Consider the following 17,736-nt stretch of genomic DNA (forward strand, 5'->3'; position numbering starts at 1 on the left):
GGAGAATGTTTATATGGAACTGGCAAAGGAACAAACTCAAACGTCAGTAAAAGATAGGTTAACGATGGGGAAATTCCTTGCATGGAAGGGACGCGATATTTCGGCCGCTTCTATGCAAGTTATTATGACAGGTTATCTTTTACTTTTTTGTACAAACACTTTGATGTTGTCACCAGTAGTAGTGGGTTCAATATTAATGATAAGTAAGATTATCAATGCAATTACGAATCTTTTCGCCGGATTTCTTGTCGATAATACTAATACTAGATGGGGGAAAGCCCGGCCATATGAGATTTCTATAGTAGGAGTATGGATTTGTACAGTATTGTTATTCAGCGCCTCACCTAGTTGGAGTGAACCTATCAAAATCGGTTTTGTATTTGTGATGTACTTCTTCATTTTCTCAGTATTCAATTCATTACTGGCTGCTTCACAAACTCCATATGTGATTCGGGCATTTCCTTCTCGCATGCAAGTCATCAAAGTTTCTTCATATGGCGGTATTATCTCCATGCTCGGAGCGATGGTAGTAAGCGTTACATTTCCGATTGCCATGGGTAAACTTGCTACTTCTCCTGATGGCTGGCGTACCCTTATTCTCATCTATGCTATTCCCTTATGCTTAATTGGGGTTTTACGTATGATATTCGTCAAAGAGGATTCTTCGATTGATGCAGACCGGGTTGGTGAAAAGATTCATTTGAAAGAAATTATCCAGATGTTTAAGAAAAATAAATATATTTGGGTATATGCACTGATTATTGGTCTATTTAACGTTATTCAAGGGATGAATGTTAGTGCACAGTATTTCAAGTATGTTGTGGGTGATATTTCATTACAAAGTATCATGGGAATGCTATCCCTAATCATGCTGCCTATTATGTTTGTTTTCCCAAAACTTATGAAGAAGTTAAGTGTGTCAAATTTGATTGAGTTCAGTGCGATCCTGGCAGCAGTCGGGTATCTTATCAATTATTTTGCAGGTTCTAATATACCTCTATTAATAGTAGGAAGTATTTTATCAGGATTAGTTATGTTACCGCTCTCTTATCTAGGAAGCGTTATTATTATGAATCTTGCAACCAATAACGAAATGCATAATCTTCCCCGTATGGAAGGTAGCACTGGCGTAACGATCGGATTTGTTGGAGCGGTATTCAATGGTATAGGTTCAGGTCTGATAGGAGTGTTATTGAGTTTTTCAGGCTATATTAGTTCAGAAACAGCAATTCAACCTGACAGTGCATTATTGATGATCCGTAGTATATTTGCTTTAATACCGATGGCCTGTATGGTTGGGATTCTCTTCTTCGCCTGGAGATTGTCTAAACTAGAAACACAAATTCCTCAAATGGAGAAAGAAATACAAGCACGTAAGCTGGTGGAGTAGCAGAAGCCTAAATAGTAAGCGTTAACATGAATGGTATCAATAAGACTAAAATAGTCCCCAATAAAAGACATGCAGCATCTTTGTATAGTTGAAAGGAAGCAAAAGTATGGCGCAGATGGTAAAAAGAAATCTAATCAAAGAACAAAAAGCTATGAACAGAGCTGTAAAAGAGAAAAAATATCGCCGGGCAAAAGTTTGGGAAATGAATCTATATCCGATCGGTGGCTTTGGTCATAATGCTTTTATTTTTTTGATGGGTCTTGTTTCTTACTATGCTGCTGGTATTGTTGGCTTGGGGACTGTTATTGCTTCAATTGTTATTACTGGTTCAAGAATAATGGACGCTATTACAGATCCGGTCATTGGTGTCGTTCTGGATAAAACTAATGGGAAATTTGGTAAAGTTAGACCAGCTCTACTTATTGCCTATGTTTTAATGGCTGCGTCAACTTTACTTTTATTTTTCACAAATCATCTTGTGCCTGATAGCCTTAAGCTTATTTATTTTATAGTTTTATACTTTTTTTTCATCATTGGTTATGCGATATCCCAAATTGCGCTCAACATCGGGAATTCCATTCTAACCAATGATCCGGAACAACGGCCTATGTTTGGTGGCCTTACGATGATTTACACGATGTTATTTTACACAGCCGCCTCGGTATATCTATCGTCCTACTTAACTGGGAAATACGGTGGTTATACGAATGTTCATCTTTTCCAAGAAATGACCATTACAACTGTTATAGTTGCTGGCATTGCCTATACTCTTGCAATTATTGGTATCTCATCAAAGGATCATAGCAGAAATTATGGCATAGGAAATAAAACGGAAGCACTAAGACTAAAAGAAATATGGCCTCTGTTAAAGAATAACCGGCCGTTGCAAATGTTTATGGTGTCTGCGTCCATTGACAAGTTGAGTTTACAAATTGCCGGGAACCAGATTGTGAATGTATTGCTGTTTGGAGTTGTCATTGGAAATTATACTTTGCTCGGAACAACGAATGCGATAGCGATGATTCCCAATATATTAGTACTTATGTTTGGCATGCGCTATTCAATGAAATTTGGTTCGAAAAAAGGGTTTGTAATCGCGACCTGGGCCTGTTTGATCAGTTACAGTCTGTTATTCTTGCTGTTATGGTTAGGCGATCCACAACAAATTCGCATGGACAATATGGGTTTTATGACAATCAGCTTCCTAATTTTATTCCTGATAGGCGGATCTGTCCGTTATGTAGGTTCAGGCCTAATGATGCCAATGTTAGCTGATGTTATCGATTACAGTGCGTATAAATCGAATCGCTTTGCACCAGGTTTAATATCTTCTGTATATGCATTTATTGATAAAGGAGTGTCTTCACTGCAGCAGACATTCGTAGGAATCATGCTTGCATGCATTGGATTTAAAACAGCTTTTCCAGATGTAAATACACCATATTCCAGAAAGATTTTTTGGATGACTATGTTCCTTTCTATCGGAATCATGTTATTAGCATGGATCATCTCATTAATCACAATGAGATTTTATGAACTTGATAAAGATCGGATGATCGAAATTCAGGAAGAACTTGAAGCGCGACATCGCTCTTAGGATTTCATTAGGGAGCCATAATTTTGAGATGAACTATGCACTTTATGGAGGAGACAAATATGAAAAGTTATAAAAATCCGATTATTCCAGGATTCCATCCTGATCCGAGCGTTTGCAGAGTGGGTGAAGATTACTACTTGGTCAATAGTTCATTCGATTACTTTCCGGGCATTCCGATTTTTCATAGCAAGGACCTGGTTAACTGGGGTCAGCTAGGTCATGTGCTAACCAGGGAAAGCCAGCTGCAATTAATGGGACAGTTCCCGCCAGGATGGTCAGAAGGAATTTACGCACCGACAATTCGTTATCATGCAGGATATTTTTACGTCATTACGACGAACATCTCCATCCAGAAAAGTTTTTATGTCTGGGCAGAACATCCGGAGGGACCATGGTCGGAACCGGTCTTTCTTGAAGGCTGGGGAGGCGTCGATCCATCTTTGCTTTTTGATGAGGACGGTAAAGTATATCTCACAGGCACAACCAACTTTTTTGGGGAACAGCCAGGGATTTATCAGGCGGAGTTGGACATTAAGAGCGGGGAATTATTGAGTGAAAGAAGATTAATTTGGGAAGGTACAGGCGGAAGCCATCCAGAAGGCCCGCACTTATACCGAATCCACGGATGGTATTATTTAATGGTGGCGGAAGGCGGTACAGAATACGGGCATATGGAGACAATAGCTAGAAGCTGCAATCCTTATGGTCCATTTGAAAGTAATCCGGCTAATCCGATTCTCTCTAACAGAAGCACACCGAAGCCGATACAAGCAACAGGTCATGCAGACCTTGTCCAAGCGGCTGATGGCAGCTGGTGGTGCGTGTTTCTGGGCATTCGGCCGATTGCAAATGCTAAGCGCCACATCCTGGGTCGGGAGACGAATCTGGCACCAGTCTCCTGGAGTGAGGAGGGATGGCCGATAGTCGGTAATCATGGAATTGCTGAACTGGAGCATGATGCCGGTAATCTACCGATTGGGGAGACAATGAAGTGGGAGCAAAGAGATGACTTCGATAGGGGTACGCTGGGGCCGGTGTGGAATTTTTACCGTAATCCTATTCCAGATTCATGGTCTTTCGAGGAACGTTCCAGTTGTTTGACGTTAAAAGGTCAGACCTGCAGCTTAAGCGATAAGGGGGCACCTGCATTTGTCGGCCGTAGGCAGCAGCATAAAAATTGTGAGATCAATGTGCTGCTGGAGTTTGAACCGTCTGCAGATGGAGAAGAAGCAGGGCTTACAGTATTTATGAACGAGAAATTCCATTACGAAATTGCCAAAACGATGAAAGACGGGTCACCTAAGTTGATTTTTAGACGCCGGATAGGAAGCCTGGTGCAAATTGAAGCGGAAGTAGATTACATCGAACCGTCGGTTATGCTCGGAATTCAGGCGAACGAGGTAATGTATACATTCACATTCTCAATCCCCGGTGAAGAACCCGAGATGTTGGGGAAAGGGGAAGTTGCCTTTCTTACTAAAGAAGTCGCGGGAGGGTTTGCAGGTGCATACTTCGCAATGTATTCGACCGGCAACGGAAAAACGGCTAATGCTCTAGCCCACTTCGATTATTTCGATTACATCCCGTTAGAAGATAAACCTCTGAATTTATTTTCAATCTTTGAACTGTCGTAAAAGAGCACATTTGCTTAAAAGCCGGCCCTTTATTGGGCTCGGCTTTTAGGCATGCTCTAATTATAAAAACAGAAAAATCATGTAAATGTCCCTGAAAAAAATTAAAAACCCCTCTTTCATTATTAATTCCTTATAGTATATTTTCTTGTATAACTAATTGGATATCAGCAGCAATCTTATCCTGTAGCTATGATGCCTTACAATGTGTATTATTAATGGAACATTAATGAAGGAAGGGCCCTGTATGGAACAAACCCGAAAGCGCTGGAGAAGAAGAATATTTACAAGATTAAAAAATATGAAATTACAAAACAAGTTAATGCTCGGTTATGTATTGGTATGTGTTATTCCTCTGTTATCTGTAAGCGCATTCATATTTCAGCAATCCGCGAAAGGGTTAGAGGACTCTTCTCAGGAATTTGCCTCCTTGTATACTTCCCAAATCAAGACTACCTTGAACGAATTTCTTAAAGAATATGAGGAGGTTACGAAATCAGTACTCGTAGATAACGACATCATATACGGTCTCGGCGAAACACAAAATTTGCCTTTTGACGAATTAGTTAATCAAAGACTTGCTGTGCAGCGGCTGCTGATGCGGGTCTCATTGCTCAAATCGGAAATGAGTACGGTGATGCTGGTTAGCAGGGATAACAGCGTGTATCAGTACAGCAGTTCAACAAACAAAGTGAATGAGAACATGCTGTTGTCCCAGGAGTGGTACAGAGGGCTTCGCGATTCCAATGAAACCTTCTTCATTACCGGACTGCATGACCGTTCCTACTATGAGGATAAAGGGGAGGGAGCGGTTGTAACAGCGGGAAGAGTGCTATTCAGTTCAGATGGTGCATATGCAGGAATGCTGCTTATTGATTTAGATCCCTTTACATTGCTGCAGCTTGATCATGAGTTTATTTTGGCCCGGGACAAGTATGGAATAAGTGTAGTTATTACTAATCTTAAGCAACAAATAGTTTACCATTCTGATGCTGCCAGCGGAAAGTTATCCTGGAAGCAAGTTCTGGACTCAGGCGCTAGCTATATCAAGAATAACGAAATCAAAAATCATATTGTGTTATTGGGAAAGACATCTCAAGGGGAGTTGTTAATTAGGACTGACATCCCCCGCTCAAGGCTTCTGCAAAAAATTAATCAAATTAAAGTTATGACTGTCGTTGTCATTCTGATGAGCTGTCTGGTTATAACGCTGTTCTCATTTGGTTTAAGCTATACGATTACAAAGCCTATAAAGGCGCTCCGGAGAAGTATGAAGCAGGCTGAAGTAGGCCAGTATCTGGCTATAGAGAAAGAGCAGGCTAATGATGAAATCGGAAGCCTGGTGCACAGTTACAACAAAATGATCACAACAATCCGCACTTTAATAGAGGATGTGTATATCGGAGAAATCAAACAGCGGCAGGCAAAATTCATTGCTCTCCAAAATCAAATCAACCCTCATATGCTCTACAATACGTTAGAGTCCATTCGTATGAAGGCACTGGTGAAGGATGATGACGAGACTGCAGACATGATTAAAATTCTGGCGCGCATGTTCCGGCTGGCCTTAGCCAAAGAAGGTAAACAGCATTCAGTTAAGCATGAACTGGAATACACAGCTAATTATCTGCAGCTCCAGAATATCCGTTTTGATCATATGTTTAAGCTTGAGATTGAGATACCTGATGAAATGCTGGAGTGCAGCATAATCCCTCTAGTCTTTCAGCCAATCGTTGAAAACAGCATAAATCATGGATTTGAGGACTACGGCCGTATTATGGACATCAGGATTGAGGGCAGTTGGACGGAACAGGGAGAAATGTTATTTCGGATTATGGATAACGGAGTTGGTATGAGCCCGGACAAACAATCTGAGCTGCGTGCTCTTCTAGACGGAGCGGATTCACATAAATACAAATTTGAAAGCATTGGTGAGCAGGCTGGAAAAGGATTGGGACTGCAAAATATTGCGGAACGCATTAAGCTTCATTACGGCGACCGGTATTATTTAACCATTATACCCGGAGCTGTGGAAGGAACGAAAATTGAAATATTGATCCCAAAAGTTTGATATATCGGCAGCATGCTCAAGAAAGCAGGAGGGGTTTAGGATGAAAGTAGTAATAATAGATGATGAAAAGGGTATTGTGGAAGGGCTCAAAAAGATCATTAGCCGCTATCTTCCAGAATGCAAGGTTGTCGGAGAAGCTTATAATGGGCTTGACGGATTTGAAATGATTCAAAAGCTCCTTCCCGATATTGCAATAACGGATATCCGTATGCCCAAAGCAGATGGTCTCGATATGATCAAAATGCTGGAAGAAACAAAAGTTCAGACTAAATTCATTCTGTTAAGCGGATATGCAGATTTTGAGTATGCGAGAAGAGGGATGAAGCTGGGAGTGCAGTTCTACATCAACAAGCCGGTAGAGGAAGAAGAACTGCGTGACAGTGTGAACCAGGTCATTGAACGGATTCGTGCAGACAGGATCAAGTTACAGGGGTTAGACGAATTAAAGCATGCAATGAATAGCCGGATTCAGGAAGAAACCTTACGGGACATCCTTGATATCGGGAATGATCAGACCAGTCTGGTGGATGAGCTGCTTCGCAGTGCTCAAATTCCTACAGCTGGCATCTGGTTCAATTCGATCCTGATTGAAATTGATGGCAGCACTGATGCGCTGAAGGAGCTTGGTTTTCAGCCACTGTTCCATCTGATAGACCAGGCTTTGAAAAATTACTGCCAAGTATACCGCTTCCGGTATTTCGGCCCGCAAATTGCCATAGTGATTGCACATAACAGCAATATTTTGCATGGAAGATTGCTTCATGTGATTCAAGAGATGAAACAGGCAGTCTACCGGGAGCTGAATCTGTCGATCAGCGTGGGAATTGGTACAGTGTATAAGCGAACAACAGGAATATGTCAGTCTTTCGAAGAAGCACGAAATGCACTAAGTTACAAAGTAATTAAGGGAGGAAAATCCGTGATCTCCTTTACGGAGATTATGAAAATAACAGACCGTAGCCACGCCGTTCCCGAGGAAGCTATAACCAGACTGGAAGATGCACTCGATAACATGCATGAGGAGGAATGTGTGGCAATAATCCGCGAGATTTTCCGGGGAATGACAGCTGAGCCGGGGATGAACCCTGCAGATCTCCAGCAATGGTGTTTAACCATTCTTCTGTCAAGTATCCGGAAGCTGTCTTTTCAGCAACTGCAGCAGAATGATCTGGTTGGCGGACCTATTTTATCTCTGGAAGGCATTTCACGGTTTAGGACGCTTGAGTATCTGGAGGAGTGGATGATTCATGTTATTAGGGGGATCATCCGTTTCAAAGTAGAGCATAATTTGGCGCAAAAAAAAGATATTATTTCAGAGATTAAGTTATATGTTTCCAAGCATTACAATGAACAAATCAGTCTTGCCGATTTGGCTGCGCGTTTCTTCATCAGTCCCTATTATTTAAGCCAGTTGTTCAAACGGAAGACGGGGGACAACTATTTGAATTTTTTGACACAGATAAGAATCGATAAAGCAAAAGAACTGCTGGAGAATACAGATTTGAAAGTGTACGAAATTTGCCAGATGGTCGGATATTCAGATGCGCAGCATTTTGCTCGGATGTTTGAAAAATTCACGGGTTGTAAACCTAGAGATTTCCGCAAAAAGCTGCCGAACGTGTGAATGTACGTAGTTATTCCCTTAGGAATGGCTTTTATTTTATTAAAAATGACATGTTTAAACTTAAAAATGCCCATTTGAGCAGGGAGAAGACTGATTGTATCATTTAATTGTAAGCGGATTCACTAAACGTATTTGAGGGGGAAAAGTATGAGATTCAAAAAGATTGGGTTGATGTTAGCGGCAGGTGCCCTGGCTATTACAACCATAACCGGATGCAGCGGGAACAATAACAATACTGGTGATTCGGTAGCCGCTAACCAGAATCAGGACCAGGCCACTGGTGGGGATGAGATTGTTGATATTGAAGTCTGGGGTACAAATATCGGGTATAAACCGATTGAGAAGGGAAGCAAGCTGTACGAGTTCTATAAGGAAAAGCTTGGCGTCGGCGTCCTTCATCCTTATGTGGAGTGGAACGGGGGTACCAATTACCTGAATCAGCTGAATCTGAAGATCGCTGCTAATGAAATGCCGGATCTGTTCGTGCCCCAGGCGGGGCTGGAGGATAACTTAGCAAAAAATGGTGCAATTGCCGACCTGACGGAACTACTGCCTAAATATGCACCCAATGTATTGGAGGCCATTCCAGAAGATATGTGGAATGTGGTCAAGGCGAACGACCCTACCGGTCAGGGTAAAATCTATTATATCCCCAATATCGTGGAATACGGAAGATACGCAGGCATGATCCGTCAGGATTGGCTGGACAAGCTGGGCCTGCAGATGCCAAAGACCCAAGACGAATATGTAACGGTGTTAGAGGCATTCCGGGACAATGATACTAACGGCAATGGCCAAAAGGATGAGATTCCAACCGGCGGTCGGGAGCAAGCCCGTTGGATGGACCATTTATTCGCCATGTACGGTGTGGCGATGTTCGAAGGCTACCCAGAATGGGACATATATGATGGCGAGTTGACTTATTCTGCAGTGACTCCGAATATGAAGGCGGCTTTGGAGTTCATCTCTAAGTTGTACAAAGAAGGCTTAATCGACAAGGAGTCACTTTTGAACAGCAAGGATAAGTGGGACGGAAAAATCCAGTCAGATAAAGTAGGAAACTATTTCCACTGGGTAGAGCATGGGAATTTGATTTTTGAAAATCTCTATAAGAATACAGGCGTAAAAGCTGATTTTACTGTACTCCCTGTACCGGAAGTTGAAGGTTATAAAGGTTTCTACACGATGAAGAAATTTGCAAGTCCTGGTTGGGTCGTCAAGAACAATAAGGATGAGAAGAAGCTGATGGCCACGCTGAAACTGCTCAATAACGTGTATGATAAGAAAAATTGGAAAGATTTATACCTTGGTGTGGAAGGCATGCACTATGAAATGAAAGATGGCATAGCTATAAAACTTCCAGATGACAAGAGCACTCAAGAAAATCTAGTCCTTAATCCATCTACAGGTGTATCAACCCTAGGCATGACATTAGACCTTTTTAATAGTACTGCATCGAAAGACAATAAATGGGCGATTGATCATGTTGTCCGTAATATGCAAGAGGCTCAGAAGTACGCCAAAGACATAGCTGGTGACGGGATGCCAGCCAGTATATATGACGGCTACCCGGATATAAACAATCGTACGCTCTATGCGGAATATGCTGCAAAAATTATCATCGGACAATACCCGCTTAGCAAGTTTGATGAATTTGTGGAGAAATGGAATAAGTCCGGCGGCGAAGAGGTTACTAAGCGGGCCAGAAAATGGTACGAAAAAGTTAAAAAATAAACGGGTTAACGCTAAAAGGCCGCTCGACACGTTACAGTCGGTCGGCCTTTTTGTGTAGAACTTGTAGATTCAAGCTGATACCAAACGTATTAGATATTCCTTTAAATGACCTGGTAGGAACTTAAAAATGCCCGATTGAGCGGGTTTTCACCTGGCTGTATAGTTACATTGTAAGCGAATTCAACAACGAGATATTGGAGGGGAAACATTGAAATCTATTGCTTCTTATCAGATGAAGGTATACTGGCCGCTTTATCTGATGGCGATTCCGGGGATGATATTTCTCATCGTATTTAAATTCATTCCGCTGGCCGGCGCTGTAATCGCCTTCAAGGACTATTCCGTATTTAAGGGATTTATTGATAGTCCTTGGGTAGGGTTTAAGCATTTTGAAACCTTGCTGCAGCATCCTGACTTTCTTAATGTATTTGGCAACACTTTACTGCTGGGACTATTTAAGCTTGCGATTGTTTTTCCGGTTCCAGTTCTGCTGGCGTTAATGATCAATGAAATCCGGAAATCGGCACTGAAGAAAGGAGTCCAGACTGCACTATACATTCCACACTTTTTATCGTGGGTAATCGTGGGAGGTATTCTCTTCGATTTCTTTTCATTAAGCGGGATGTTCAACATTGTCCTTGGATGGTTTGGTGCTGAGCCTGTTCTGGCGATGCAGGAAAGCGCATACTTCAGACCTATTTATGTACTGGCCTCCATATGGAAGGACGCGGGATGGGGAACCGTGGTTTACATGGCTGCAATCAGTGCAATCGATCCTCAGCTTTATGAATCAGCGATGATCGACGGTGCTTCCAGATTCAGACAAATCAGACATATTACATTCCCGATTCTGCTGCCTACCGTGCTTGTGCTGTTCCTGCTCGATATCGGGAATTTCCTGGATCTCGGATTCGATCAGGTATATAACCTGCTGACTCCAATGACCTATAACGTAGGGGATATCTTGGATACTTATGTGTTCCGGACGGGTATTCAGCAAGGGCAGTATAGTTTCGCAACAGCAGTAGGGCTGTTCCAATCGGTAATTGGATTTATCATGGTCTACACGTTTAACAAGTTGTCCAATAAGGTTTCGGATGGGGGGCTCTGGTAACTATGCTTGCATCAAGAGGAGAAAAAGTATTCGTAGGAGTCATTACTGGCTTGCTCATCCTATTCTCAGTCATAGCGTTAATACCGCTTGTGTCCGTGATCTCTACTTCCTTAAGCTCCAAAAGTGCTGTAGATATGAACCTGGTCACCCTGTGGCCGAAGCAATTCACTTTGGACTCTTGGAAGTACATTGTTGACCGTCCTGATTTATGGAAATCATTCTTTTTGACACTCAGCACGACTCTGATTGGTACAGTATTGGCGCTTCTGATGACAGCCTTATTCGCCTATCCGCTGTCGAAGCCGGAATTCCGGTGGGGTTCGGTCATTATGATGGCTGTTGTAGTTGCGATGATTTTCAAGGCGCCTATCGTACCGTATTTCCTGACTGTGCGCGGTATTGGTCTGTATGACAATCCGCTGGTCCTGGTCATACCGCATATTTTGAATCCGTTCAATCTGATCATCATGCGAACCTTCTTCAAGCAATTCTCTAAGGAACTTGAGGAAGCGGCCTTTCTGGAGGGCTGCGGATATTTCCGGATGCTGTTCCAATTTGTGCTTCCGCTGTCCAAGGCTGTACTGGCAACCCTTGCTTTGTTTTATGGTGTGGTGCTATGGAATCAGTTCCAGCATCCGCTGCTCTTCCTGCAGGATACCAACTGGTTCCCGCTGCAAATCAAAATCCGCCAATTCATCACTGATGACAGCGTCATTATGGCGGGAGCCGCATCCACGGTGCATCTTAACTACAATGAGCGTACCTTAAGAGCAGCGACCGTTATCTTTGCCATTGTTCCAATCATTATAGTTTATCCTTTCCTGCAGAAGTACTTCGTCAAAGGAGCCATGATTGGTTCGGTCAAAGGATGATTTATTAACACAAGCGTATCAACGCAACAAAGACGTTGGCGGCAAGCGCCCTTGCCATTATGCAGTATGCAGTTGAAGTGGTAATAATAATTCCGAGGGTTCCACAACTATTAACTAAAATCAAAACTAGAATCAGAACCATGCCGCCAGCGGAGATGCCGGAGAATGGTACGCCAAAGTGAAGTAAAAAACTTCAATTTGCTGAATGCCCGATTGGTCCGATTACATGCCGGGCGGATATTGTACTCCGGATCGTTCAGCAAGGGACTTACGGGATAAAGATCAGATAATGCAGGAGGTAAACATGAGCAGTCGTTTAACGGAAGTGCTGCAAGGTAAGCAGCACAATTATATTCTTCCTTTTCTCTGGCAGCACGGGGAGGAAGAAACTGTAATTCGGGAAGAGATCACCCGTGTCCATGAATCCGGAATCGGGGCGTTGTGCGTTGAGGCACGGCCTCATCCTGATTTTCTTGGACCAAAGTGGTGGCTGGATATGGATATTATTATGGATGAGGCGCGAAAGCGGGGCATGAAGGTATGGCTGCTGGATGACGATCATTTTCCTACGGGACATGCGGCAGGCAAGGTGAAGGAGGCTCCGGAGGAGCTTCAGCGTAAATTTTTGGATGAACGCTATATCGATACCATGGGTCCTGCTAAGGGGACTTCACTGCTGCTCGACACCTTGCTGATGACCGGACTCCGGCCGACGTTCTCCTTGCGCCACAACGCCAGCGGCTTAAATAAGCTGATCTCAGTGGTTGCTGTCCGCCGTGACCCAGCCAATGGAGCATTACTCAATGAATGTGTCGATATCACTGAGTTTGTACATGAAGGTACCCTTTATTGGGACATCCCTGAAGGATATTGGCGGGTATTTATTATCTCAGAAAATAAGGATGGCGGCAGCAAGGAGCAGGAAGATTATCTGAATCCGCTTGTCCGGGATTCAGTCCGCATTCTGCTTGATACGGTCTATGAACCTGTTTATGAACGCTATAAAGCAGATTTCGGCAAGACATTTGCCGGATTCTTTTCAGACGAACCCGGATTTTATAATGATAAGACGACCTTCGATTTCAATTCGAGGCCTGGAAAACAAGGAGTGCCGCTTCCCTGGAGCAGTGAAATGCCAGCCTTACTTGAGCAGGCGTTGGGTGAGGGCTATCCTACACAGTTGCATCTTCTATGGCATGATATGGGGGAACAATCGCAGATAGTCCGGTACACATATATGAATATCGTCAGTAAGCTTTATGCAGAGAATTTCTGCAATCAAATCGGAGAGTGGTGCAGAGCACGCGGAGTAGAATACATCGGACATGTTCTTGAAGATAACAATGTGCATGCAAGGCTTGGTCCCGGCACCGGACACTTCTTCCGCTCACTCTGGGGACAAGATATGTCCGGCCTTGACGTGGTGCTGTGGCAAATTGTTCCCGGCTTTGATCAATTATCTTTCCGCCAGCCAACGGGAGGAGAGACGGATAGTGAATTCTACCACTATGGACTCGCTAAGCTTGGTGTGTCACTCGGGCATATTGATCCGAAGAAACAAGGCCGGACGATGTGTGAAGTGTATGGGGCGTATGGCTGGGCGGAAGGGTTAAAGCTGATGAAGTGGCTCACAGACCATATGCTCGTTCGCGGCGTCAACCATTTTGTCCCGCATGCGTTTACCCAAAAAGCTTTTCCGGAGCCGGATTGTCCGCCGCATATGTATGCAGGCGGAAAAAATCCGCAGTACCGTTACTATGGCTATCTGAACCAGTACACTAACCGGATCAGTCACCTCATCTCAGGTGGTACACATGTGGCATCTGCAGCCGTCGTTTATCACGCTGAAGCTGAATGGTCAGGGAGCGCAATGTACTTTCATAAGCCGGTTAAGGTATTGATGCAGCATCAAATCGATTGTGAAGTTGTTCCTGTTGATACTCTTCTGGAGGCGGCATATGTCCAAGATAACAAGCTGCATGTTAATCGTGAGGATTATAGCTGCCTGATTGTACCTTATGCGGAAGCACTCCCGGCGGCGATGATACAACGTTTGGTCCAATTCGCTGAGCAGGGCTTATCTATTCGTTTTGTTGACGGACTGCCGGAACGCTCAAGTGAAGGTATCGATGTATCCGGTGAACTGTCACTGCTTTCAGTTCATCCGAATGTGAAGACTTGCGAATTAAGAGAACTTGCGCAAAATCTTACCGCAGACGGATATTATGATGTCAAAGCCCAGCAATACGAGCCCTATCTCCGGAATTATCACTATACTCATGATGATTTAGATGTTTTTATGTTTTTTAACGAGAGCCCGAATCAGATGATATCTACGAAGATTGTTCTACCGGTTCAAGGAGATGTTTATGCCTATAATGCTTTTCTTAATAAGATAAAAAGGCTGGAGGCAATTGGGCAGTCTGGGGCCGGAACGGTCGAGCTTGTTCTACATCCTTATGAATCCATTATCCTGCTGCATGGGCCTTCCCTTAAAGATTATCCTGCCTGTCCGCCCCAGATGGCAGCGGCTTTGAGCTTGGAATTAAAAGGAGAATGGACGGTTTCCATTGCTGATGCCGATCATTATCCGCAGTTCAGGGAGTGGGGAAAAACAACCACTTTGAAGAATATGAGCGGACCGGATAATTTACCAGGATTTTCTGGAACCTTCCGTTATGAAACAGAATTTGAGTGGAACGAATCCTCAAACGGAGTATTGCTGGAATTGGGCGAGGTATATGAGACGGCAGAAGTATGGTTAAACAACGGACATACGGGGGTGCGCATCTGTCCGCCTTACTGTTTGGAGATCAACGGTCTGCTAAAGAAGGGTAAAAACAAGCTGGTCATTGAAGTTACGAATACATTGGTGAAAGATCAGCGCGACTTCTTGTCGTCTTTTGCGCAGCAGGAACCCAGCGGGCTCATTGGACCCGTTCAGGTGTTAAGTACCATGATTTCCGAAGAGTGAAGGCAATCGAACTTATTCGAGAAAATACAAGTTTGGATGAGAGGAGATAGTTTTAATATGATTCGTACTTCCTTTAACGAAAATTGGACGATAGGCCCGAAAACCGGTTTTTTTTCGGAAAAAGCGGCGGCAAAGATTCTGCCCAGGAGCGTTACTTTGCCTCATGATGCGATGATCGAAAGGAAACGCATCAAACCTGTAGAAGGGGACAACAGAGGTCAAAACAGCAATATTGCTTTTTATCCGGAAGGGGAATATGAGTATAAAAAGACGTTTTTTGTGCCCGCAGAGTATAAAGATAAAAGAGTAACCATTGAGTTTGAAGGAGTATATATGAATGCCATGGTGTATTTGAATGGATCTTTTGCCGGACAACACCCTAATGGCTACACGAATTTCTATATCAAAGCAGACCGCTTCCTCAAATATGGGGAAGAGAATGAAATTAAAGTGATTTCGATGAATTACAAAGATTCCCGTTGGTACTCTGGTGCTGGTATTTATCGCAATACCAAACTTGTCATAGGCAATTTGGTGCATATCACTCTTGACGGCGTCAAAATTTCCACCCCTGATATCCTTGCCGAGCGCGCAGTCGTCAATGTCGCAACCGTCATTGAGAACGAAGGACTTCACACCAATGTGGTCAATGTTCTTACAGAAATTGTCGACGCCGACGGTAGAGTCGTGGGCAGTGATTCCGCAACATTGACCACGTTTGCAGGGGAGGAGGCTACATTGCGTCAGCGTATATACGTTCGGCAGCCCAAGCTTTGGAGCGTAAATCAGCCCTATTTATATACATGTCGAACTCGCTTGATGACAGAGAATGAACAACTGGACGAAGACACGAATTCCTTCGGGATCCGTTCGCTTGCGCTGGATCCGGATAAAGGACTCTGCATCAACGGCGAAATAGTGAAGCTGCGAGGTGCTTGTATTCATCACGACAATGGCGTGCTCGGAGCAGCCACGATCGATCGCGCTGAAGTGCGCCGTGTCGAGATACTGAAGCAGGCGGGTTTTAATGCATTGCGCGGCGCGCACCATCCGATGAGCAAGGCAATTCTGGACGCGTGCGACCGCCTAGGTATGCTCGTAATGGACGAAAGCTTTGATATGTGGACCTCCACGAAAGCCGATCACGATTACGGACTTCATTTTCCAGTCTGGTGGGAGAAAGATATCCAAGCGATGGTAGACAAGGATTACAACCATCCTTGTGTCATTATGTATAGTATCGGAAATGAGATTCCGGAAGCGGGGAGGCCTCTTGATTCGGTTTGGGGACGCAAGTTGGCGGAGAAGATACGGTCGGTTGACAGCACTCGTTTTGTGACGAATTCGATCAACTTTATTATAGCCGTCATAGCTGAACAAATGAAGATCACGATCGCGAACGCTACAGCTAAAGGGGAAGGCATTAATACAATAATGAACAACATGGGCCAGTCCATGGCAGCGATTACAGCATCTGAACTCGCCACGCACCGGACGGCAGAATCGTTTGGTTACGTGGACATCGCCGGTTACAACTATGCGGAAGAACGTTATCTGATGGATAGGGAGCTGTTTCCGAACCGGGTGATTGTTGGAAGCGAGACTTTTCCAACAATGATTGACAAAAATTGGAATCTGGTAAAGGAGAACAGCCACGTTCTCGGAGATTTTACTTGGACAGGCTGGGACTATCTCGGTGAAGTAGGAGTCGGAAGAGTCAAGTATGATCCTAACGAAAAGAGCTTTATGGGGGCATATCCCTGGCTTACGGCCTGGTGCGGCGATATTGATATTATCGGCAACCGGCGCCCGGTATCTTACTACCGCGAAATTGTGTTTGGCCTTCGCAAGGACCCTTACATCGCAGTTCAGCGTCCCGAGTATTACGGCAAACAGCCCATTCCCACCACCTGGAGCTGGAGCGATTCCGTATCTAGTTGGTCCTGGAATGGGTACGAAGGAAAATTGGTCCGAGTGGAAGTGTATGCCGATGCGGATGAAGTAGAACTATTGGTGAATGGTAAATCGGCAGGTAAGGCGGCTGCAGGCAAGGAGCAACGATATACAGCAGAATTCGATGTAGTCTACGAGCCAGGGGAAATCGTAGCCATAGCCTCTACGGATGGTCAAGCGATTGGACGAATGAAGCTTCATTCGGCAACCAGCGAAGTCCAACTGAAAGTAGAAGCGGACCGGACGGATATTACCGCGTCCGACAGAGATCTGTCATTTGTGATGATCAGTTTGGTGGACGGACAAGGGAATCTATACAACACCGCCGACCGTAAAGTTTCTGTCCAAGTGGAGGGCTCAGGAGTACTGCAAGGACTTGGCAGTGCTGACCCGAAGTCTTCGGAAAACTTCTTTGATACCGAACGTACGACTTTCGACGGGAAAGCTTTAGCGGTTGTAAGGCCCCAGAATGCCGGCACGATCACTGTGACGGTCACCGCTGACGGATGTGGCCAAAAGGTTATACAGATCAAAGCCACAGACGAACCAGGCGGCTTAATAATAAATTAGAAAAGAAATTTGTAAACATATACGTATGCAATCCAGTTAACATGGAGTAGAAATATTAGCTTACCGGTGAAAGCGGCAGAATTATCGCCCACAGAGAAGAAGAGGCGGACCCACGGAAAATACTATCTCTTTCCTTCGATGACAGCGCGATACTAGTAAGCGACAATTTGACGGACTGGTCCTTTCATCCCCTGGAGCATTTGCTG

General features: G+C 44.1%; 10 protein-coding genes. All 10 read left to right on the forward strand.

The annotated features are described in order from the left end of the window. Positions 1-13 precede the first annotated feature (13 nt). The 10 genes from H70357_RS07795 (at position 14) to H70357_RS07840 (ending at position 17,530) form a co-directional block, all read left to right on the forward strand. Entirely contained in the window at positions 14-1,390 is a 1,377-nt protein-coding gene (locus H70357_RS07795; protein ID WP_052091896.1) for an MFS transporter, read from the forward strand. Positions 1,391-1,496: 106 nt separating this feature from the next. Continuing rightward, complete coding sequence (locus tag H70357_RS07800; RefSeq protein WP_081965730.1) at positions 1,497-2,987, forward strand: MFS transporter; 1,491 nt, start codon at positions 1,497-1,499, stop codon at positions 2,985-2,987. Positions 2,988-3,046: 59 nt separating this feature from the next. Further along, positions 3,047-4,621 carry a glycoside hydrolase family 43 protein gene (locus H70357_RS07805; protein ID WP_231578392.1) on the forward strand — a complete coding sequence of 525 codons (1,575 nt, stop codon included), beginning with the start codon at positions 3,047-3,049 and terminating at the stop codon, positions 4,619-4,621. Between the two features lie 427 nt (positions 4,622-5,048). Further along, complete coding sequence (locus H70357_RS07810) at positions 5,049-6,689, forward strand: sensor histidine kinase (RefSeq protein ID WP_331281753.1); 1,641 nt, start codon at positions 5,049-5,051, stop codon at positions 6,687-6,689. A gap of 40 nt (positions 6,690-6,729) precedes the next feature. Beyond that, on the forward strand, positions 6,730-8,313 hold the full coding sequence (locus tag H70357_RS07815; protein WP_038587595.1) for a response regulator: 1,584 nt from the start codon (positions 6,730-6,732) through the stop codon (positions 8,311-8,313). A gap of 147 nt (positions 8,314-8,460) precedes the next feature. Next, positions 8,461-10,047 carry a type 2 periplasmic-binding domain-containing protein gene (locus H70357_RS07820; RefSeq protein WP_038587598.1) on the forward strand — a complete coding sequence of 529 codons (1,587 nt, stop codon included), beginning with the start codon at positions 8,461-8,463 and terminating at the stop codon, positions 10,045-10,047. Positions 10,048-10,255: 208 nt separating this feature from the next. Beyond that, the gene (locus H70357_RS07825; protein ID WP_038587603.1) at positions 10,256-11,161 is read left to right on the forward strand and encodes an ABC transporter permease; all 906 of its coding nucleotides are present in this window, start codon (positions 10,256-10,258) and stop codon (positions 11,159-11,161) included. A 2-nt stretch (positions 11,162-11,163) separates the two neighbouring features. Then, positions 11,164-12,033, forward strand: coding sequence for a carbohydrate ABC transporter permease (locus H70357_RS07830; protein WP_038587606.1), 870 nt, complete (start codon positions 11,164-11,166; stop codon positions 12,031-12,033). A gap of 304 nt (positions 12,034-12,337) precedes the next feature. Beyond that, the gene (locus tag H70357_RS07835) at positions 12,338-15,007 is read left to right on the forward strand and encodes a glycosylhydrolase-like jelly roll fold domain-containing protein (RefSeq protein ID WP_038587609.1); all 2,670 of its coding nucleotides are present in this window, start codon (positions 12,338-12,340) and stop codon (positions 15,005-15,007) included. A gap of 57 nt (positions 15,008-15,064) precedes the next feature. Further along, entirely contained in the window at positions 15,065-17,530 is a 2,466-nt protein-coding gene (locus tag H70357_RS07840) for a glycoside hydrolase family 2 TIM barrel-domain containing protein (RefSeq protein WP_038587612.1), read from the forward strand. Positions 17,531-17,736 lie beyond the last annotated feature (206 nt).

This window comes from Paenibacillus sp. FSL H7-0357 (assembly GCF_000758525.1).
Classification (GTDB): Bacteria; Bacillota; Bacilli; order Paenibacillales; family Paenibacillaceae; genus Paenibacillus_AQ.

Coding starts and splice junctions, on each gene's coding strand:
- H70357_RS07820 (WP_038587598.1), top strand. CDS start 8,461: ATGAGATTCAAAAAGATTGGGTTGATGTTAGCGGCAGGTGCCCTGGCT.
- H70357_RS07835 (WP_038587609.1), top strand. CDS start 12,338: ATGAGCAGTCGTTTAACGGAAGTGCTGCAAGGTAAGCAGCACAATTAT.
- H70357_RS07795 (WP_052091896.1), top strand. CDS start 14: ATGGAACTGGCAAAGGAACAAACTCAAACGTCAGTAAAAGATAGGTTA.
- H70357_RS07840 (WP_038587612.1), top strand. CDS start 15,065: ATGATTCGTACTTCCTTTAACGAAAATTGGACGATAGGCCCGAAAACC.
- H70357_RS07805 (WP_231578392.1), top strand. CDS start 3,047: ATGAAAAGTTATAAAAATCCGATTATTCCAGGATTCCATCCTGATCCG.
- H70357_RS07800 (WP_081965730.1), top strand. CDS start 1,497: ATGGCGCAGATGGTAAAAAGAAATCTAATCAAAGAACAAAAAGCTATG.
- H70357_RS07815 (WP_038587595.1), top strand. CDS start 6,730: ATGAAAGTAGTAATAATAGATGATGAAAAGGGTATTGTGGAAGGGCTC.
- H70357_RS07830 (WP_038587606.1), top strand. CDS start 11,164: ATGCTTGCATCAAGAGGAGAAAAAGTATTCGTAGGAGTCATTACTGGC.